Origin of the sequence: Trichocoleus sp. Lan, assembly GCF_039961855.1 — a bacterium.
GTDB lineage: Bacteria > Cyanobacteriota > Cyanobacteriia > Cyanobacteriales > FACHB-T130 > FACHB-T130.
This window is the reverse complement of record NZ_JAMPKA010000015.1, coordinates 148,892-169,126: the sequence shown is the minus strand read 5'-3', so window position 1 is coordinate 169,126 and position 20,235 is coordinate 148,892. Positions and strand designations below refer to the sequence as shown.

Here is a 20,235-nt window from a genome sequence, read left to right as displayed (position 1 = left end):
GGCATCTGGTTCACCTCTTTGGGAATCAGCACGATGGCCTTCAACCTGAATGGTTTCAACTTCAACCAGTCAGTGATTGACAGCCAAGGTCGGGTGATCAACACTTGGGCAGACGTGATCAACCGCGCCAACCTGGGTATGGAAGTAATGCACGAGCGCAACGCTCACAACTTCCCCCTCGACTTGGCAGCAGGTGAGTCTACTCCAGTGGCTCTGATGGCTCCCAGCATCAATGGCTAATCGCTAGAAACTCTAGCTAAATAAAAACGCTCTCCGCAAGGGGGGCGTTTTTTGTTTGGGGAAATAGAAAAAGCAAAGGACGTACAAGAAGCGATCGCAACCGATTATAAAACTTTGCTTGATAAGGTGAGCAAGCGTGCTGGAGTACGTGTGGCTGCTGATAAGTAGATAGGAAAATTAAAAAAATATAAGCTCTCTCTCCTCTTACCTCTGCGCCCTTTGCGTCCTTGGCGGTTCGTTTAAATAAAAACAGTTGCAGCGAGAAGCGCGATCGCTCCCCATATCAATAGCGATCGCTGTTAAGATACAAATCGCTATGCATCCTCCTTAAGTATTATGGGCAATACCTTTGGGCATCTATTTCGCATCACTACATTTGGCGAATCCCACGGCGGCGGCGTCGGGGTGATTATCGATGGGTGTCCACCGCAATTGGAAATATCTGCCGAAGAAATTCAGGTAGAACTCGATCGGCGGCGTCCGGGACAAAGTAAAATCGTCACACCCCGCAAAGAAGCTGACACCTGCGAAATTCTTTCCGGCGTATTTGAAGGCAAAACCCTGGGAACGCCAATCGCAATTTTGGTGCGAAACAAGGACACTCGCCCCCAAGATTATGATGAGATGGCGCAGAAATATCGCCCTTCTCATGCTGATGCGACTTACGATGCTAAATATGGAATTCGCAACTGGCAAGGTGGCGGCAGATCCTCAGCGCGGGAGACAATTGGACGAGTAGCTGCTGGGGCGATCGCTAAAAAAGTCCTTCATCAAGTTGCTGGAGTTGAAATCATCGCCTATGTCAAGCGCATCAAAGACTTAGAAGGCGTTGTCGATCCCAATACTGTCACTTTAGAACAAGTAGAAAGTAATATTGTCCGCTGTCCCGATGCCGAATGTGCAGAGCGGATGATTGAAAAAATTGAGCAGGTAGGGCGAGAAGGCGACTCTATCGGCGGAGTTGTAGAATGTGTTGCCCGTCATCTACCCAAAGGGCTAGGTTCGCCAGTATTTGATAAGCTGGAAGCAGACCTGGCTAAAGGTGTCATGTCTCTACCAGCAAGTAAGGGATTTGAAATTGGCTCTGGTTTTGCCGGTACTTTGTTATCGGGCAGCGAGCATAATGACGAATTCTCGATTGACGAAAGTGGCGAAATTCGCACCAAAACGAACCGTTCCGGCGGGATTCAGGGGGGCATCTCCAACGGAGAAAATATTATTCTTCGGGTGGCATTTAAACCAACAGCCACCATTCGCAAAGAACAGCGCACCGTGACCCGCGAGGGTGAAGAGACTATACTAGCAGCTAAGGGGCGTCACGACCCTTGCGTTTTGCCCAGAGCGGTGCCTATGGTAGAGGCAATGGTGGCTTTGGTGCTTTGCGATCATTTGCTACGCCATCAGGGTCAGTGCGGTACTTTAAAGCCTTGAGAGTGAAATGGAAACCAGCCCTTCTTCCGAGTTTTTGCTTCAGTTTTGGGGTGTGCGAGGCAGTATCCCCTCCCCTGGAAAAGATACCGTTCGCTACGGTGGCAATACTTCTTGTATAGAAATGCAAATCGGTGGAAAACGCCTGATCTTTGATGGCGGCACCGGCTTGCGTCTTCTATCTAAGGATTTGATAAACCAGCAGCAGTCAGTAGAAGCTTATATGTTTTTTACTCACTACCACTGGGATCATATTCAAGGAGTACCGTTTTTTAAGCCAGCTTTTATGGAAGGCAATTGCTTCCACATTTATGGGGCAGTGCCACCAGATGCAGACTCCATGAAACAGCATTTCTGCGATCGCGTGATGCACTCAAATTCTCCAGTGCCGCTGCAAGGCATGGAAGCTGACTTGAAGTTTTACGAGTTAATTTGTGGCGATACCTTTCAGGTGGATGATATCACCATTGAAACCGGTCCGCTGAACCATCCCAACGGCGCGATGGGATATCGGGTGACGTGGCAGGGGCACACAGTCTTCTACTGTACGGATACGGAACATTTGCCGGATCGTCCAGATGAAAATGTGCTGCACTTAGCCCGCGAAGCCGATATCTTGATTTATGATGCCATGTACACCGACGAGGAGTATAACAACCCCAAATCTCCGAAAGTCGGCTGGGGACACTCCACTTGGCAGGAAGGGGTGAAAGTGGCGCAGGCAGCAGGAGTCAAGCGGTTGGCAATTTTTCACCACGAACCGAACCACAGCGATGACTTTCTCGATCAAATTGAGACACAAGTTCAAGAAGTCTCGCCTGGTTCGTTCCTCGCCCGTGAAGGGATGATTGTGCAGGTAAATTAAAAAATGCAAAACTAAAAATTAAAAAATAAGATTGTTTATTTTTAATTTTTAATTTTTATCGGTCGCGCATAAAAGCCCAGATGGTTCGCCACTGGGCGCTGTCGCATAGGGATGCGAGTATGAATCGGTGAATTGAGCGATGCTGCTAATGCTTTGCTCTGCTTCCCCCCAAGATGCCCTACCACCAGCGTTGTCGAACCGCCGCCATCCAAGTTCAGCGCCCGATAAACACCCAACTCGGCAAGAATATTTTGCAGCTCAATTATACTGACACCCTCACTATAGAAACGCTGGCGACCATCAACCAGAATTAACCACAATGTCTCGCCGCTTTCATCAGTCGCAACCACTGTGCGCGGAAATAACTTTTTTTGATCGCGGTTATCTTTCATCACCACTAAGTTGCCGCGTTCGATGATGATTTCGCCGCCTGCCAAAGCTTGAGCCGTATCCGCAGGACAACTCGCCTTGCTGATTTGGGCACGATTATCCTGAGAAAAACACAAAACGGGCCAGCCTCGTTCAAACGCAGAGTAGGTGACGCCGTTAGAAATCGCCTGCCCCAATACGTTCACGGGTTCGCCACTGTGGGGATAATATAACAGCCATTGCTCTTGGAATGGGTAAAAAAAGCTACCATTGATTGCCAATTGCAAGTTAAATTCCCGCAAAAAGTCACTGGTCGTTTGTGCTACGGTTTCTTTTCCTTGGGTGGGTTTTCCTGGCGTTACTAACACCCCAATTCCTGGCGCTTTTAGGTCGATAGTGACAACGTGGATCGTTAGGGGGCGCGGTGTTGAGCGGGGAATGCGCCGATAAACGATACCTTGAAATAGCGGTTGCTGAACGTCGGTGCGGGGTGGACGTCTTAGACACGAAACGCCATAGAAGACACCATAGAGTCCCAGAGACAACAGGACCAGACTAAGGGTAATGGCACTGAGCGATCGCTTCCAGGAAATTTTGCATCGTTTGCTCATGCTGGTTGAGGATTTTTCGACCACCGATTATCCCAAGATATCTTCTCATTTTGAAGCAAGGGCCGCGATCGCATTCTCAGCGCATTCTCATAGCTAAGAGCGATCGCGCATCATTGAATAGCACTTAGGATAAAAAAGAGTTTTAAGTTCGTAGGACGCAAGCCATGCGATTACAGTGGTTACTGTGGGGAGCAATCCTCAGCGTTGGGCTGTCAGCACTGCCCGCTCAAGCACAGATAACAGATGCTAAAGTAGCGGCATTCGCAGAAGCGCTCAGGAAGGCAGCACCCCAAACCGGAAGACAGGACGATGGACTCTACAGCGACTGGCAAATCAAACTAAACAACATTCCCCGCTGGTCAAAACAATGCACCGGACGTGCCCTAAGCACAGCGGAATTTGAAGCAAATCCCGCCACCGCACGGAAAGTTGTAGAGTGCATCATGGGCAATATTCTTCGCCAACAGTATCAAGCGGCGGGTAACAATGAATCCGTAGCGGTACAACGGGCGGCTGCTTGGTGGATGACAGGCGATCCCACCCGCTATAACAGTAAAGACATCGCTTCCTACATCCAAAAAGTTTCTGGTTTTTACCAGCAGTCGCGCTCAACTTCATCCGCAGTACCGCCTGCCTCAACCCCACCCAAACCTGCTACCCAACCAGCGGCTAAACCAACTCCAACTCCCACGCCATCACCATCACCCACCTCAAACCAGCCACCCGCAAAACCCCCTGTCACAACGGCGGCGGCTACCAATTCAGCAAAGATTTCTGATACCCATGTAGGGGCACTGGTGGAAGCGTTACGACGGGCAGCACCGCAAACTGGCACCGCTGATGATGGACTGTACAGCGAGTGGCAAGTTAAACCAGACAATATACCCGGCTGGTCACAACAATGTATCAATCGGGAACTAACACCAGCGCAATTTGAAAGCAGTCCCGTAACCGCACGAAGCATTCTGGTGTGTGTCATGCGCGACGTGTTGCGGGACGAGTTTCAGGCGAGTGGCAACAATGAGGTGGTAGCGGTACAACGGGCGGCTTCCTGGTGGATGACGGGCGATCCGACCCGCTATAACAGCAACGAAACCGGCCCTTATACAGAAAAAGTTCTTGGTTTCTATCAAGAGTTGCGCTCAACTTCATCGGCTTCACCACCTACCTCTAACCAGGCAGCTACAAATTCAGCGACAGAGCCGAAGTTATTTCCCCATCGCTAAACTGCTCGTAGTAGGGCATAGGAACCTAGAAGAGGGAGCAATTTCCTTTTAAGGGTAGGTTATTTTTCCTTCTTCCCCAACTAAGTCCGGGAATACTGCTGATAGGAGGCTCTAGCTCCTATCGGCAGCAGCCAATCCAATTAACATTTCTAGTGCAGCGTGAATTCTCCTAAAGAAAAGGTATTTTCCCACTTCATGCTCAAGGAAATCCATGAGCAATCAGAAGTTGTCCGAACTTGTTTAGAGGCTTTCTCAGAAATTCGTTTCAACGATCAACAGCCACGGCTTGAATTGACTCAACAACCTCTAAACTTAGGTTTATCATCCAACTTTTACGATGGTATAGACCAGATTAAAATTCTTGCTTGTGGCAGTAGTCTTCATGCCAGCTTGGTAGGTAAATATCTATTAGAGCAAGTGGCTAAAGTGCCAACAAGCGTACACTATGCCTCAGAATTTCGGGATGCACCATCGCCTGCAACTCCGAATACTCTCATTGTTGGCGTTACCCAATCTGGAGAAACCGCAGATACTCTCGCGGCCTTAGAAATAGAAAAACAGCATTGTTCTGGTGAAACTCGATTTTTAGGAATTACCAATCAGGCGGGAAGTTCCTTAGAAAAGCTGGTAGATCGTACAATTCATACTTTGGCAGGAAGTGAAGTAGCGATCGCTGCCACCAAAACCTTTGTCGCTCAGTTGATAGCGTTCTACTGTTGGGCGCTTGATGTAGCATACTGCCGTCAAACTCTATCGAGCGATCGACTGCATCAAATCCTCACGCAATTGCGCCAAATCCCCGATCAAATTGATTTAATTTTACAAAGCCAAAAGCACGCCGTCGAGCAGCTAGCCAAAGACTTTACCCATACCCAAAACTGCATTATTTTAGGGCGCGGGATTAATTTTCCCATCACTCTAGAAGCAGCACTGAAACTGAAAGAAACCAGCTATATCCACGCAACAGGTTATCACGCTGGAGAGTTTTTGCATGGTCCAATTGCGATGCTAGATTCTTCTGTAACTGTAGTAGCGATCGCGATGCCCGGAACTGTGTACGAAAAAATCCTTGCTAATGCCCAAAAAGCAAAAGCAAGGGGGGTTCGGCTCATTGGCGTGACATCCACAAACAATTCAGAAATTACTGGCTTATTTGAGCGGATGTTGACTGTCCCGGAGGTGGACGAATTACTTTCTCCCATCCTGACAGTTATTCCGCTGCAACTCTTAGCCTATTACACGGCTGTTCACCGGGGATTAGATGTCGATCGCCCCAGAAATTTGACGAAGACTTTGACTGTGGATTAACCTTTTTATTTCAGAAATTGCGACCGCTTAATTCCCATTTCCTGGCAAGAAGTAACGTAGTCGCCATTGTCCGCGAGTCCGCACAAAACTGACGCGGTAATCGGTTTCTGAATCGTACACATAGCGGTTGAGAACCCAACCTTTTTTACCATTCCCGAGTTTCACTGGCGTCCAACCATCGATAACCTTTTCCTTCACCGCTTTCTGCATCTGCTCTGGTAGGCTGTTAAAGGTGTTGCCATCAAACCCTACAAAATCGTAAGACACAACCCCCACAACTTTGCTACCTGCCCCAGGGTTTGCACGGACATTCACATTTTGTCCTAAAATTGCCAGTTGTCCAACATTCGGTTTATCTGGGCGAATTGACTCCAGTGCTTTTGCGATATCTGGACACATCCAAACATCAGATCCCGGTTCTTTGTTCGCCACTTTTGCCTGATTGTCGGTAGCACAACCTAAACTAAGTGCCTTATCCATGTATGCCCAAAATTTAGAATTTTTGTCATCAATGTTGTAGCTGTCCAAATTGAGCGTACCGCCATAGTTCCATTCAGTTTCTGAGGTGACAAGCGTGCGAATAAAATTAGCATCCCGCCGACTAATGGCATCTAAAAGACGCACGCGAAACTGAGAAAACGAACTTTTGTCTGGCGGAGTTGTTTGAGTCCCAGTTGGTTTTGAAGTCGGCGGCGTATACGGTGGGGGCGATACCGCCACAGACGGGGATATTGTCGGTTCTAGTGTCTCCGTTGTCGCTGGAGGAGATGGAACTTCAGTTGTGGCTTGTGGTGCTTGGCTGTTGCGGTAGCTAATCGTTGCTAAAGTGGAACCTGCGATCGCTCCTATAGCGATCGCGCATATTATTAAAATTTGATAAGGTTTCATTCTCCCCTCCTGTTCAGTATTCCAAGTTCCTACGTTTTCAATGCCTTATCTTTGGCGGAGCCAGCGCAAATCTTGCTTGTTTGTTTTTACTGCTTTCAGGATTAACTTGCTAAAGCAGTTGGGTATTTATTCCCATTTTTTTACTCATAGAAATACCCTCACCAATCATTTTTTGACGAGGAAATAACTTATAAAACTGATTTTGAGCTTTCTAAGTAGCAAGCTTCATCAATGCGATGCCAGTTTTTTAAGTTGCCACATAATTTCTAAGGTATTTTCGTGACTAAAGCTTTTTTGATTGAGTGCCATTTTAAATAACTGTCACAACCTCATTGGCTTTTCTATGGTTAATGATTATGATCTAAAACAAATTATTTTCATAAGATTTTCCTTTGGTCTTTGGTGATACACATCAGATACCTCACCCCCTGAGGTGGGAGTGCTGCTACGCTAGAAGAAAAAGAGATAATAAGGAACTGAAGTTTAGCGCTTAAACAAGTGAATTGATATCAGCTCGCTCTCAAACTTTTTACTAAATTAGACGCTTGATTGAGCTAAATGTTTCCCTCTGTAAGCTTGAGAAATCTAAAACAACTTTTTATATTTTATCAATTAATAATAGACCGAGATAATGCAGTGAGCCTAAACGATTCATGAAGGTGATATCCTCGAATTCTTAGAGAATTCGAGGATATGAACCGCTGGTCCGCCACTTAAATGGGATTGCTATATAAGCAACCGTTCCCCTTTTTCCTTTAGGGAAAAAATTTTTTAGAAGATATCTGAAAGGGATATTGGCATCTTGTCTGGGCTTTCACTCTCAGGAAATAAACTGCTGCACCCAATAGGAAACTTCTGCTCAAAAGCGGAAGCTTTTGTCGAGCAATGGTGTAATAACCAACTATAATTTTTCCACTACCAATTCCTAAAGTCCTGAGTTACCAGAACTGCTAATGATGCTATGACGGTGTCTTTTCTTAGGATCTCGTTGCTTTGCCTGCCACCTAGCTTTCCAATCTCGAAGCGCGATCGCTGTTCTGGCGGTAGGAGAAACATAATTTGGTGAATTTGCTTCTGATTTTTTCTTATCTGAATCTTTCCCTGAAGGACGCTGAGTTGTCATAAACTGCGCTAAATTGTCTTGAGGCGATTCCCAGCCAAATGCCTGCATAATCGCTGTTGCAGATTGATAACGTTCGCGTAAAGAGATTTTCAGCATTCTGTTGAGAATTTTGCCAAAGTCTTTACTGACTGATATCGTGTCCTGCCACTGAATCTCACCCGTAGAGCGATCGCTATCAAATTCTAGCGGTGCTTTCCCACTCAACAAGTAAAGACACGTTACGCCTAACGAATAAATATCGCTGGCATAAACAGGACGCAGTGAAAATTGTTCCGGCGGTGCAAATCCAACCGTGCCGATAAACTGGGTGGTTTGCTTCTGACCTCCTGTATCGCTTAAAGGAACCATCTCCTCTTTGACAGCACCAAAGTCAATCAGTACCAGCCTCCCATCGTCCTGGCAACGGATGATGTTCTGGGGCTTAATATCGCGGTGAATTACATTATTGCCGTGGATGTACTGCAACAATGGCAGGATTTGACGAAGGAAATATTTAACGCCCTCTTCCGATAAAGGACCTCCGCGCCGCACCAAGCGTGCGAGGGTATACCCTCGTACATATTCCTGAACTAAATAGAATTCTCCCTCGTTTACAAAGTAATCTAGCAGCATAGGAATTTGGGAATGGCTGCCCAACTTACTGAGGGTTCTTGCTTCTTGCTCGAAGCGTTTCCGCGCTGTTTGCAGTCCAATCGGATCGCTAAACTTGGGACACAGCTGCTTAATCACGCACAAAGGATCGCCTGGCAAGTTGGCATCTCTGGCTAAAAAGGTGATACCAAAGCCACCTCTTCCCAACATTCGCAGGATCTCATAGCGATCGCGGAACAACTGCTCGGTACCACACAGCTGCCCTAGTTCAGTTTGCTGTAAAACATCTGAGTGAAAAGTTGACAGATTTGTGGGTGGAAAATTCATGACCGTCACTGGCAGGAGGAGGGCAGGAGGGGGCAGGATCTGCGCTATGCTCCTAGTCTAGATCCCAGTTGTGATAAAAAGCAGAGCGTAATTTTTATTTCCTGATGGTATGGCAATCAGCGGGGATGCACAACCTTCCGCAGTAATATTCCCAGGTAGATCGTTCTGAATGTAGAGACCGGATGATTCGGTCTGTACAATTAAGATGCAAAATTTGCGAGCCGAATCGGGCTTATGACCATGAATACTACACTACAGCGTGTCTTTGACCAAGGTCGTGCTTTAAAAATTATTACCGGATTGAATAACTTCAATCCGGAGCGAGTTGCTGCCACCGTTAAGGCAGCCGACTTAGGCGGTGCTACTTTCGTCGATATTGCCGCAGAACCTAATTTGGTGCGGTTGGCTCGTCAGTTGACAAGCCTGCCAATTTGTGTGTCAGCAGTAGAACCAGAACTGTTTGCGATCGCAGTGGAAGCTGGAGCGGATTTGATTGAAATCGGCAACTTTGATAGTTTTTACGCGCAGGGACGGCGGTTTGAAGCAGAAGAAGTGTTGGCGCTGACGCAAGCAACGCGATCGCTGCTGCCAAATATTACCTTGTCTGTCACCGTGCCCCATATTCTGGAGCTAGATCGGCAAGTTCAACTCGCAGAAGCATTGGTAAAAGCCGGTGCCGATATTATCCAAACCGAAGGAGGCACTTCCTCAACCCCAACTCACGCCGGTACGCTGGGACTGATTGAAAAAGCGGCTCCTACCTTAGCAGCAGCTTACGAAATTTCCCGCGCTGTTTCCGTTCCAGTCCTGTGTGCTTCCGGGATTTCCAGCGTTACCGCACCGATGGCGATCGCTGCCGGTGCTGCGGGTGTCGGCGTCGGTTCTGCCATCAACCAACTCAACAGTGAAGTCGCGATGGTAGCGGCTGTTCGTAGCTTGGTGGAAGCACTATCCACTGTCAGCCGCGAACGTATTCATGCGTAATCCCTAAGCGGTCGGAGTGATGAGTGATGAGTTTTGAATTTTGAATAAATCTTGGCTAAGGAACGTGGATTAAAAAACTTACACTGATTCACGTTCTGTAGGGACATGGCAGTGCTATGCCCCTACGCCAGAAATCGAGGTTAATAAATCGACCCTCAAAACTCAAAATTCAAAACTCAAAACTTATCCCAAGCAGTCTTTCAAGCTGTAAACCACTTGCTCCTGTTCCTCCAGAGAAAGTTCTGGAAACATGGGCAAGGCCAAAACCTCGTGACAGACTTGCTCCACCACAGGGAAGTCCCCAGATTTATAGCCTAAATTCTTGTAGACCGGCTGTAGGTGTAAAGGCAGGGGATAGTAAACCATCGAACTAACGCCTTGCTGCTGTAGCTGATTGCGAACCTCATCCCGATAGCTGCCGTTACTGGATTGGGTGAGGCGAATCGTGTATTGATTCCAAACACAGTGACCTCCTGGCGTTTCTTGCGGCTTCACCACCCCAGGCACCGGCTCTAACAATCGGTGGTACTGCTGTGCAACTGAGCGACGCAGGTCATTCCACGTATCCAGATAACGCAGTTTAATTTGCAGAATGGCGGCTTGTAGAGCATCCAAGCGGCTATTGATGCCAGTTGCTTCATGATGGTAGCGATCGCGCATTCCATGCTCCCGCAGCATCCGTATAGCAGAAGCAATCGCTGGATCGTTCGTCGTCACCGCACCGCCATCTCCACAAGCACCCAGATTCTTGGTAGGAAAGAAACTAAAGCAGCCAATATGCCCGATGCTGCCTACTTTAGATCCTGCCCACTCAGCGCCTGTGGCTTGGGCACAGTCTTCAATCACCGCTAGATTATGAGCCTGTGCTACGTCCATCACTGTCGTCATATCTACCGGCTGCCCAAACAGGTGAACTGGGATAATGGCGCGAGTTTTAGCGGTAATAGCCTTTTGCAGCTGATCGATATTGAAATTAAACGTTTGGACATCAATATCAACAAAAACCGGCGTTGCCCCCACTACGCTAATTACTTCAGCAGTGGCAATAAAGGTGAACGGCGTCGTAATTACCTCATCCCCCGGCCCAATCTGTAAAGCCCTGAGAGCTAGATAGAGGGCATCTGTACCAGAGTTACACGCTACACACTCTGCAACGCCCGTGTAAGCTGCAAACTGTTGCTCGAAGCCTGCAACCGAAGGACCACCAATATAACGACCAGAAGCTAAGATGCCTAGAACGGCTGCATTCACTTCTTCACTGATAATTTTGTACTGCCGCGACAGGTCTAGGGGGGGAATATTATTCACTCGTTGACACCACAAATTTTTATCTACATAGAACCAAATTTTGCTCAGAAAGGGAATCCACGCCTCACCATCCTTTTTGATTCAGAATGCCGAACTTACAAAATTGTTTCGCAGAATTTGGCAGATAGAGGGACGATAACAGGAAAACGAGGCAGACCCACAGAGGACAAGGGGAGCATTCCTATTTTCACTCACTCCTAACTCCTAACTCCTAACTCCTCAGCTCTAGCTCCTAACTCCTAACTCCTAACTCCTAACTCCTAACTCCTAACTCCTAACTCCTAACTCCTAACTCCTAACTCCTAACTCCTAACTCCTCAGTCCTCAGTCCTCAGTCCTCAGCACTCCGCCCTCAGCCCTCAGTCCTCCGCCCTCCGCAATCAAAACTTCCTCAATCCTGGCAGAATTAGGGAGAAAGCAAGACCTCATTTTGAACTGTGGATTCTTTAATCGCACTGAACTTTACAGACCTTGTCTTGGCGTTAGGCATGATGGCAGTTGCCATTGGTTTATCCAGGATTCAACAACTCGGATTAGAAGGGCAATTGGCGATCGCGACTGGTCGCACTATTATCCAGCTGTTGGGCGTTGGATATGTATTAGCCTTTGTCTTCGCCTGGAAAAATCCTTGGGCAGTTTTGGCACTTTTGATGGTGATGCTGAGCATTGCCGCAATTGTTGCTCGCAATCGCATCGGCAAAAAAATTCCCCAAGTATTGCCCGTGGTGTGGGGGTCGATTTTGGTGAGTAGCGCCCTGACATTGAGTTACACCACTTTGTTGATCCTTGAACCGCCCATTTGGTATGAACCCCAGTACCTGATTCCCTTAGCGGGAATTGTACTCGGAAATGCGATGAATGGAGCAGCGATCGCGGGCGAACGTTTGAGCAGCACCGTCAGCGCTAGTCGCGCCGAAATTGAAACCCACCTGAGCTTAGGTGCAACGCCACAACAGGCGGTTGCACAGTACCGCAAAGATTCCATCCGCGCCGGTTTGATTCCCACTCTGAACCAAATGATGGTTGTTGGAGTCGTGACACTACCGGGAATTATTACAGGTCAATTATTGAGTGGTGTTGACCCGCTGAATGCTGCATCCTACCAAATTTTAATTATGTTTATGCTTGCTTTTACCAACTTAGTGACAACTTTATTAGTCACTCAAGGGCTTTGCCGCCAGTTTTTTACTAGCGAAGCCCAACTCAAGAATCATTAAAAATTATAAATAGGTTTTGTTAAAAATAACTGCTGGTTAGTTTAGCTCGAATTTAGTAATTAGTCTGGTTACAACCTTGCATCTGTGGCGTACTGGTGGTGTGACAGATGCAAGATGTAATCCCAAATTCCCTTGATAAGGCTACACATTTGATTTCCCCACCCCCGATTAATTGGGGGCGAAGAGAAGCTTAAATGTAGCGGTAAAATGGTATAAGTAGCAACAGCAAAAACTAACCCGGCGTCAGGATTTTTTGGGTTGAGACAGAAAACAGAATCGACCCTAGCTGAGGCTTTTACTCCTAGCTAACCTTGGGATACTTGTTCAACAAAGACCCATCTGGAGTATAGAGTTCAAGAGGAATACGGGCGTTATCGCTAATCGCTTCCAGTGCATCTCCTAGGGTTCGCAAATGAGCAGCTATCCCAGCTTGAGCATTAGCATCTCCCCTTAATTGTGCGGCGTTTACGGTTTGCGTCACCATCTGCATATAAGCGGGTGTCAACTGAACTCTGATTAGCTGACTGGTGACAGTGTATTCACAGACTTTCGGCGTCCCAGCGCAAGTTTTAATCAAATCGGTACTCGCTTTTTGGAGCAAGCTGGCATACCCTAGTTGGATTTCTGCTTGCCTGAGTTCGGCTTTATAAGAACTCATTAGCGAATCGCCTTGATTGTAGAAAAAAGTGCCTCTAGGAATTTTTTGAATGTTAACGATTGCATTGCGCCAGTTCAGCACCGCTAATGTCCATTGGTTGCGCTGTTCGTAATTTTTGGCATTGCGTGCGAGGGTTTGAGCGAAATTGTAGGCGTTAGCGGCAATTTGTTCTTTGTTTTTGCGATCGCGTGCTGCTGACAATTTGGGCAGATTCGTCGCCAGCAGTTGCTGCGCCTCCGGACGGGAAGTCGTGCCGACAGGAATCGCCTTGAGCCGATTGATTGCCATCTCCCAGTTCATTTCAGCCAGTCGCCAAGTAGCGATCGAATTAGCCACTCCTTCACGGGCTTCTGCTACCTGAAGCCCTTCTTTTGCAGCGTCGAGGTTTTTAAGCGCCTGTCGTTCGGCATTCACTCGCCCGTTAATAGCGGCTAAATTTATTCGATAGTCCTTAATTTTCTGCTGAGCCAGTTGGTAGACCGTGCTATTTTTGGGCACGGGTTCCAAAAGTGCGATCGCTTCTCGCCATAGCTTCTGAATTTCTAACCATTCTGTCGCTGAATGGGGAGGATTTTGGCTCTGTCTAGCCGCCGCGGAACCTTTACTCAAAGCCATTACCAGCTGATCGAGCAATTCGGCTTGCTGCGAATTGTCGTTCAATTGCTTCTGAGCTTCGGAATAAGAACCAGACCAGAATGGAATCAGCTTCAAAAGGCGGATTGCCTCTTGTTGTTTCTCTCTTGCTTCTAATATTTCTTGCCCAGATTTTGGTCTTTGAAGGGTTGCAGATGCCTCCTGGCTCAACGCTTGTGCCGTGAGTAACGGCGTACAGGTTCCGATGACGCAGGGACGTGTCAAGGCGTAGAGAGTGAGCAGAAACGTCAATAAACTTACCCCCGCGCTTGCCAACAGTACCGGCAGTGGCAATCGCTGGAGTTTACCAGCCAGTGAAGTCGGTGGTGCCTCGCTTTTAACCTCCCCCGGCGAATCATCCGGCGGCGAATCATCCGGCTCTAAACTAAGTTCATCGGCGGGAAGGGAGGAAGATTCATCAATCGTTGGTGCTGAGCCGATTTCTGCCGAATCGGTATCCACTCCAATGCTGTCATCTGCCGCAGGTGTCTCGTTGGGGAGATTTTCTGGAATTGTCTCCTCGCGCCTCAATTTTTTGGGTGGATTTTTGACTTCTGTCGAATGTGGGATTGTCTCTTCGCTAACAACCGTAGCATCAGCAAGAGCAGTCGTTGACGTTGACACAGTTGACGTTGACACAGGTGACGGGGACACAACAGGCGGATCGACACTGAAGGCATGGAAAGCATAGGGTTGCTTTTGCCCGACTACTCTTAGATACAGCTGGACTTGACGGGCAAATTCCGGTTGCAGACTTTTGAGAGTTTGCTCTAACGTTCTAAAAGTTCGTTGCGGGTCAGGCAGAAAATCCGCTGGGTGTTGTGTCAAAATAACTAACGCTTCCTGCGGTAAGGCACACCGAACTTGAAAGGGAACCTTCTCCGGTAATGCCGAGTAAAGGCGATTTTGTAGAATTCGCCCCAGTACCTCTAATTCGCTTTCGCGGGCTACTGTTTCCATCCAGCAACACCCTCCGTTTCACTTTCTTCCATTTTGAGGCAGGACAGCTAAAAAGCTTGCTCAATTTTCTACTTTCAAGCAGAGGAATCGCATCAGTAGTGCTTGCAATAATTAAAAAATCTAATCAAAAATCTAAAAATTTGTCTTGGCTACAGCGAATTGGCTATTGCTTGCAATGCTAGGGCTTACCATTAACAACTGTACGGGCACGCGGCTAAGGTGTTAGCCTACTGAACTCAAGTTATGAAGATCGATACTCCACCGCTATCTGAACAAGTCATCCTAATTACAGGAGCTTCTACTGGGATTGGCGCTGCTCTGGCGCAAGTTTTAGCGACTCAGTCGTTGGGAATCCGGCTCGTCTTAGCAGCTCGAAACCAGGAAAAATTGGAGGAAGTCGCAACTTTCTGCCGCAAAGCGGGTGCTGATGTGCTGGTTGTTCCCACCGATATCTCTCAAGTTGAGCAGGCTAAAGCTTTGGCAACTAAAACGATCGACCATTTTGGGCGCGTGGATGCCTTGGTCAATAATGCCGGATATGGACAGATGGGACCAGTAGAGTTGATTCCATTTGAGGCGGTGCAGCGGCAGTTTCAGGTCAATTTACTCGGCCCGCTTGCCTTAATTCAAGCTTTAATTCCAGGAATGCGGGACCAAGGGGGTGGACGGATCGTTAATATTAGTTCTCTAGGCGGACGGCTTGCGTTTCCCTTTGGAGGGTTATATAGTTCCTCTAAATTTGCTTTGGAAGGAATTAGCGATGCACTTCGGATGGAACTGGCTCCATTCAATATCAAAGTCAGCGTGATTGAACCAGGCCCAGTCAGTACGGAGTTTTTCGCGGTAGCAGCGCAACGGGTTGAGCAAGCGATATCAACGCCACAAGATACACCTTACCGGGCTGCTTTTGAGCGGCTAGAAGGGCTAGAGGAACGAACCAGTAGTCGAGCTTGGACTTCCGAACGGGTTGCTAAAGTGGTTGTGCGATCGCTCACCGACCGTCACCCTCGTCCCCGCTACGTGGCTGCTACTGGGGGAGATATTCTACTGTTTTTAATGAACAAAGTGTTGCCTACCAGGGCGGTTGATGCCTTTTGGCAGCGTTTCTATGGAATTGATAAAGTCGCCAAAGACTGGCAAAGTCGTCAGAAACAGGGGTAATCGGGATTGGGTAATTGTCACTCGTCATTATCGTTAGCCATTCGTCTTTGGTTTGCTGCGACTGCCGAATAACGAATCCCTTTTTTCTCAATTACCATTCCCCATTCCCCATCCCTCATCCTTAAATTGCCATTCATGGATTTACTAGAATATCAAGCTAAAGAATTATTTCGGGAGATGGGCATTCCCGTTTTGCCTTCTCAACGAATTGATAATTCCAGAGACCTCAAGGGTTTGCAAATTCCTTACCCGGTTGTCCTAAAATCGCAGGTGCGTGCTGGTGGACGGGGTAGAGCGGGTGGAATTCGATTTGCAGAAAACACCATCGATGCGATCGCGGCAGCACGGACGATTTTTAATTTGCCGATTCTGGGTGAATATCCCCAAGTGCTTCTAGCAGAAGCAAAATACGATGCTACTCGTGAATTTTATCTAGCCGTCACCCTAGACTACGACCTTCGTCGCCCGGTGCTGCTAGGTTCCTCACAAGGAGGCATGAACTTGGAAGCGGTGATGGAGCTTCTTCAGCAAGTTGTTGTTGACCAAGAATTTTCCTCCTTTTATGCCCGCCATCTGACCCTGAAAATGGGACTCCAAGGTTCCTTGATCCAGTCAGTTAGCACCGTTATCGAAAAGATGTACCATCTGTTTATCCAAAACGATTTAGATGGAGTGGAAATCAATCCCCTGGGTGTAAGTCCTACAGGCGAATTGATGGCTTTAGATGGCAAAATTACAGTCAATGATGCTGCTCTCAGACGGCATCCCGCTTTGGCTTCTCTAGCGGCAAAAATGCCTCAGTCCGATATCGCGAAGGAAACGCCTACAGACATCGATCCCGGTAAGTTTCTACCCATTCAGAACTGGCTGAATCGAGATGGTAATATTGGGATTCTCTGTAACGGCACCAGCTTGGCGATGGCAATGGTGGATTTGGTTTACAGCGCTGGCGGTAAGCCGAGACTTTGCCTAATTGTGGGTGAGGAGGCAAGTGGAAATTTGACACCCGCATCTTGGAGAGAACAGCTCGAACAAGCGCTGGAGCGTCTCACTCAAAATAAAAACATTAAAGTATTGCTGGTTAATATTTTGGGCAATATCGCAGCGAGTCAGGAAGTCGTTGCAGTGATTGATTCATATTTGCAACGAAAAGTTAATGAAATGACAGAGCATCCGCAGCGAATGACTCGACGGGTTAGTACACCCAGCCCCAAGGACTCTCGCACCCGGATCGGCGATCGCAGACCAGAATTTCTCACCCTGCTTCCCCAATTTGTTGTGCGCTTAGCAGGTGGCGAACTCGACAAAAGCCAAGAGCCTCTAGCCACGATGCCCGTACACTGGAGCGATAATCTGGATGACGCTGTTGAGCAAGCGATTTCCCTAGCCAAAGCAGCAGCTAAAAGTAGATCCGGGACTCCCAGCACCAAATCGTGAGGCAAGGTTGTTTTAGCGGTCGAGCTTTCATGCTGCTTTGCTTGGCATTAAAGTTACATTCAGGACGTTGGCTTGCTCCTGTCAACCTGACTCGCTCATCTCAACCTGATATAGATGTATAGGAGATGTTAGATACCGACATTTGTTATTAGACCTCATGTGCTGTTCGCGCACGAACGTTGCATGGAAAATAGACTTTGGTAAAGGATCATGAAGTTAACGCCAGACAGTAAAATCCTGATACAAGGCATCGCAGAACCACTTGCGTCAACCTACACTGCCCGAATGACAGCTTACGGCACGAAGGTAGTAGCTGGGGTCAGTGCCGGTCAGGGAGGGCAAACGCTGGATGGCATTCCGGTGTTCGACCTGGTAGAGCAGGCGATACAGTCGGTCGGAGCGGTTGACATTAGCATTATCTTTGTACGACCTTACGCGGCGCTTGATGCTGCGCTAGAAGCGATCGCAGCAGGTATCCGACAAATTATTCTGATTACGGGTGGGATACCTCCCCTGGATATGGTTCGGCTGCTCAGAAAGGCAGAGGCGACTCAAACTCTCATCGTCGGTCCCAGCAGTGCTGGGATTATTGTTCCAGGCAAGGTTTTACTAGGCACTCATGAACCTGAATTTTATAGTCCTGGATCGGTGGGGCTGCTCAGCCGCAGCGGCAATCTCACCTACGAAGTAGCCGGGGAAATGACACGAGCCGGTTATGGTCAGTCGATTGCTGTCAGTATTGGCAGCGAGCCGTTTGTCGGATCTTCTGTCGTACAATGGCTGGAAATTTTGGCAGCAGATAAAAACACGAAGGTCATTGTTTTAGTCAGCCATATCAGCCATACCAGTTCTAGTGATGAACAGGCGGCAGCAGAATACATCGTTGCTACACTTGATAAGCCAGTAATTGTATATTTTGTCGGTCGCTTGCTTCCACAAGAAAAACTTTTAGGCCCAGGGAATGCACTTGGTTTTTGGCGTCAGGAAGCGATGCTCGCTTCTCCACAGGCTGAACTTGCGGCCGAACAGACACCTGAAAACCGAAAAATTGCCGCTTTCAAGCAAGCGAAAATTCCAATAGCAGAGCGCCCTTCCCAAATTCCAGATTTGGTGAAAAAGGCGCTCAAAAAGTCGGGTTGAAAATTGAGTTAGAGCGGGAAGAGAGGGAGAAGCAGTCGCGATATTTCTCCCTCTCTGAAGTGTTCTAGCGGGCGGGCGCTGATGGACGATTGGCAAAGATTGCTTTGGAGGAAGATGCGCCTGCTAATCGCATCTGCCGCGTCAATTGTAAGCTTAACAATGTCGTAACGCTCCACTGTCCCAAGATTGTCAGAAAAATGGGAATTGTGGAGGCTTCTTTTACCCCTATCCACGGAAAGGCGGTAAGCAGCCACACACCAGAGCTTTGATAAAATGGCATCGACAGCACGCTGAAAAAGATTGGGGGAAATGCAATCAAGGCTATTACAGTTATGCCAGCCCAGAGCGATCGCTTTGCTGTTTTCATAAATAGCAGCGTCTGAGCGATACCCGCCAATATCAAGATCCAGTTTAGACTCAAGATCAAACCTAAAATAGCTGAAATCTTGGCACTGTTTTGAGGCCAAAACAGAATCCAAGCACCCCAAATTACGGTTTTAATGCCCAAATTTACTGCTACTGCCACCAGTGATGGGCTTTTTTCACCCCACAGCAAATCCTGCATTAAGCTGCTTTTCCAAAAACCTTTCCGGTTAGAAACCTTTTCGCGGCGGTAACGCGCCCAATCCTGTAATGCCTGACGGTGAGGGGATAAAGCAGCAATTAAACCCAAGAACCATAGCAGATTTACGGTTTCCATAAAGACCAACAATCCCCACAGAAATCCAGATTCAGCAAATTGTGCCGGATTTAAGTGGTTCTTTTGTAGACAAAAACCTAGAAGCAGGAATTCAAAATAAGCGACCATCCAGTAACTTTGTTTTTTGCTGATAAGCGTGGCGTTGGCATTAGCAAAACGCCGATTTAAGGCTTGCCAAATCCAGTAAGTCCACAAACTAAAAGTTAGAATTGCAAAAGTCTCAGCTAACAAAAAGTTACTACCGAGCGGTATATAAAACCATTGCCAATAGTATAGTACTGAATCGCTCCAATCATAATTGGCCTGTGTAACCAGGGACACAGACCAATTAATTACATTTAGCCAAGGCAAAGCAAATACAAAGGTTAAAAAACTGGCTGACGAAGCTTGAAATTCGCTCAAAAATCCATAAAGTAAGGCAGCGCTATAGAAGAAATAGTAACTAGCACCTGAGAGCAAATAAAAACTCACCAGAAAGTGAAAAGGTACACCGGCACTAATCGCAGACCAGCAATGCAAAGGTAGTGCTAGGGCTACACCCAGATAAAGTAAGATAGGCACTCCCAGGATTTTCCCCGTCAAAATGCTTTGACTGGATTGGGGACTTAATCGAATGAAATTCAGGGTGCCTCGACGCTCTTCTTTGCCAAGGTCGCTGATAATCATATAGACCCCAGCGAGTAATAAGATGAAAGGCAAAGTCCAATTCAAAATGCTGAATATGGCCTGCCACCAATGCTGCCACTCGATGATAATCTGACCGGCAGCATCCAACCGGCAGTTGTAGTTACTGGTTCTTACACAAAAGCTGCTGTAGGTTCCATCCAAATTTAGTTGTTCGTAAAAATACAAGACCAGTAAAAACTGACTAATCAAAGACACACTAATAGCGATCGCTAACTTGCGAGTTTTCAGTTGTCCTTTGAGTTCGCGCAGAAACTGAGGGTTCCAATCGCCCAATCGCTCCATCCAAAGTAGGTTCATCTCTGTTTTCCTTGATCGCAAGTTTTGAGAAGAAACCCGTTTTCTGCCTCGAAAACGGGTTTTTCTAGATTTAGTTT

General features: G+C 47.5%; 15 protein-coding genes and 1 pseudogene. 10 read left to right on the top strand and 6 right to left on the bottom strand.

Annotated features, from left to right (window positions below):
- The 3 genes and pseudogenes from NDA03_RS15255 to NDA03_RS15245 form a co-directional block, all read left to right on the top strand.
- A pseudogene (locus NDA03_RS15255) lies at positions 1 to 240 on the top strand (photosystem II q(b) protein); the annotation flags it as partial.
- A 336-nt stretch (positions 241 to 576) separates the two neighbouring features.
- Entirely contained in the window at positions 577 to 1,671 is a 1,095-nt protein-coding gene (aroC, locus tag NDA03_RS15250) for a chorismate synthase (protein ID WP_190414330.1), read from the top strand.
- 7 nt (positions 1,672 to 1,678) lie between these two features.
- Entirely contained in the window at positions 1,679 to 2,533 is an 855-nt protein-coding gene (locus NDA03_RS15245) for an MBL fold metallo-hydrolase (RefSeq protein WP_348238490.1), read from the top strand.
- Between the two features lie 41 nt (positions 2,534 to 2,574).
- Here NDA03_RS15245 and NDA03_RS15240 read toward each other — a convergent pair whose 3' ends face one another.
- Positions 2,575 to 3,513 carry a phosphodiester glycosidase family protein gene (locus NDA03_RS15240; protein ID WP_348238489.1) on the bottom strand — a complete coding sequence of 313 codons (939 nt, stop codon included), beginning with the start codon at positions 3,511 to 3,513 and terminating at the stop codon, positions 2,575 to 2,577.
- A gap of 164 nt (positions 3,514 to 3,677) precedes the next feature.
- On the opposite strand from NDA03_RS15240, the gene NDA03_RS15235 reads away from it, so the two are divergent.
- Positions 3,678 to 4,739: a hypothetical protein gene (locus NDA03_RS15235; protein ID WP_348238488.1), complete on the top strand. Its 1,062-nt coding sequence runs from the start codon at positions 3,678 to 3,680 to the stop codon at positions 4,737 to 4,739.
- Positions 4,740 to 4,898: 159 nt separating this feature from the next.
- Positions 4,899 to 6,047, top strand: a complete 1,149-nt coding sequence (locus NDA03_RS15230; RefSeq protein WP_348238487.1) for an isomerizing glutamine--fructose-6-phosphate transaminase — start codon at positions 4,899 to 4,901, stop codon at positions 6,045 to 6,047.
- Positions 6,048 to 6,074: 27 nt separating this feature from the next.
- Here NDA03_RS15230 and NDA03_RS15225 read toward each other — a convergent pair whose 3' ends face one another.
- On the bottom strand, positions 6,075 to 6,935 hold the full coding sequence (locus NDA03_RS15225; RefSeq protein WP_348238486.1) for an SH3 domain-containing protein: 861 nt from the start codon (positions 6,933 to 6,935) through the stop codon (positions 6,075 to 6,077).
- 925 nt (positions 6,936 to 7,860) lie between these two features.
- Entirely contained in the window at positions 7,861 to 8,976 is a 1,116-nt protein-coding gene (locus tag NDA03_RS15220; protein WP_190529213.1) for a serine/threonine-protein kinase, read from the bottom strand.
- Positions 8,977 to 9,210: 234 nt separating this feature from the next.
- Between NDA03_RS15220 and NDA03_RS15215 the strand changes: the two genes are divergently transcribed.
- The gene (locus NDA03_RS15215) at positions 9,211 to 9,960 is read left to right on the top strand and encodes a DUF561 domain-containing protein (RefSeq protein ID WP_190414319.1); all 750 of its coding nucleotides are present in this window, start codon (positions 9,211 to 9,213) and stop codon (positions 9,958 to 9,960) included.
- A gap of 183 nt (positions 9,961 to 10,143) precedes the next feature.
- On the opposite strand, the gene NDA03_RS15210 is transcribed toward NDA03_RS15215, so the two are convergent.
- Entirely contained in the window at positions 10,144 to 11,268 is a 1,125-nt protein-coding gene (locus NDA03_RS15210; RefSeq protein WP_348238485.1) for a DegT/DnrJ/EryC1/StrS family aminotransferase, read from the bottom strand.
- Between the two features lie 437 nt (positions 11,269 to 11,705).
- Here NDA03_RS15210 and fetB point away from each other — a divergent pair, with 437 nt between their 5' ends.
- Complete coding sequence (gene fetB, locus NDA03_RS15205; RefSeq protein WP_348238484.1) at positions 11,706 to 12,485, top strand: iron export ABC transporter permease subunit FetB; 780 nt, start codon at positions 11,706 to 11,708, stop codon at positions 12,483 to 12,485.
- 301 nt (positions 12,486 to 12,786) lie between these two features.
- Here fetB and NDA03_RS15200 read toward each other — a convergent pair whose 3' ends face one another.
- On the bottom strand, positions 12,787 to 14,736 hold the full coding sequence (locus tag NDA03_RS15200; protein ID WP_348238482.1) for a hypothetical protein: 1,950 nt from the start codon (positions 14,734 to 14,736) through the stop codon (positions 12,787 to 12,789).
- Between the two features lie 243 nt (positions 14,737 to 14,979).
- On the opposite strand from NDA03_RS15200, the gene NDA03_RS15195 reads away from it, so the two are divergent.
- The 3 genes from NDA03_RS15195 to NDA03_RS15185 all read left to right on the top strand — a co-directional run bounded on the left by NDA03_RS15195 (position 14,980) and on the right by NDA03_RS15185 (position 18,474).
- Positions 14,980 to 15,897, top strand: coding sequence for an SDR family oxidoreductase (locus NDA03_RS15195; protein WP_190427258.1), 918 nt, complete (start codon positions 14,980 to 14,982; stop codon positions 15,895 to 15,897).
- Between the two features lie 135 nt (positions 15,898 to 16,032).
- Complete coding sequence (locus tag NDA03_RS15190; RefSeq protein ID WP_348238480.1) at positions 16,033 to 17,334, top strand: ATP-grasp domain-containing protein; 1,302 nt, start codon at positions 16,033 to 16,035, stop codon at positions 17,332 to 17,334.
- A 210-nt stretch (positions 17,335 to 17,544) separates the two neighbouring features.
- The gene (locus tag NDA03_RS15185) at positions 17,545 to 18,474 is read left to right on the top strand and encodes a CoA-binding protein (protein ID WP_190427265.1); all 930 of its coding nucleotides are present in this window, start codon (positions 17,545 to 17,547) and stop codon (positions 18,472 to 18,474) included.
- A gap of 64 nt (positions 18,475 to 18,538) precedes the next feature.
- Here the strand turns inward: NDA03_RS15185 and NDA03_RS15180 are convergent, their stop codons facing one another.
- Complete coding sequence (locus NDA03_RS15180) at positions 18,539 to 20,158, bottom strand: hypothetical protein (RefSeq protein ID WP_348238478.1); 1,620 nt, start codon at positions 20,156 to 20,158, stop codon at positions 18,539 to 18,541.
- Positions 20,159 to 20,235: the final 77 nt, after the last annotated feature.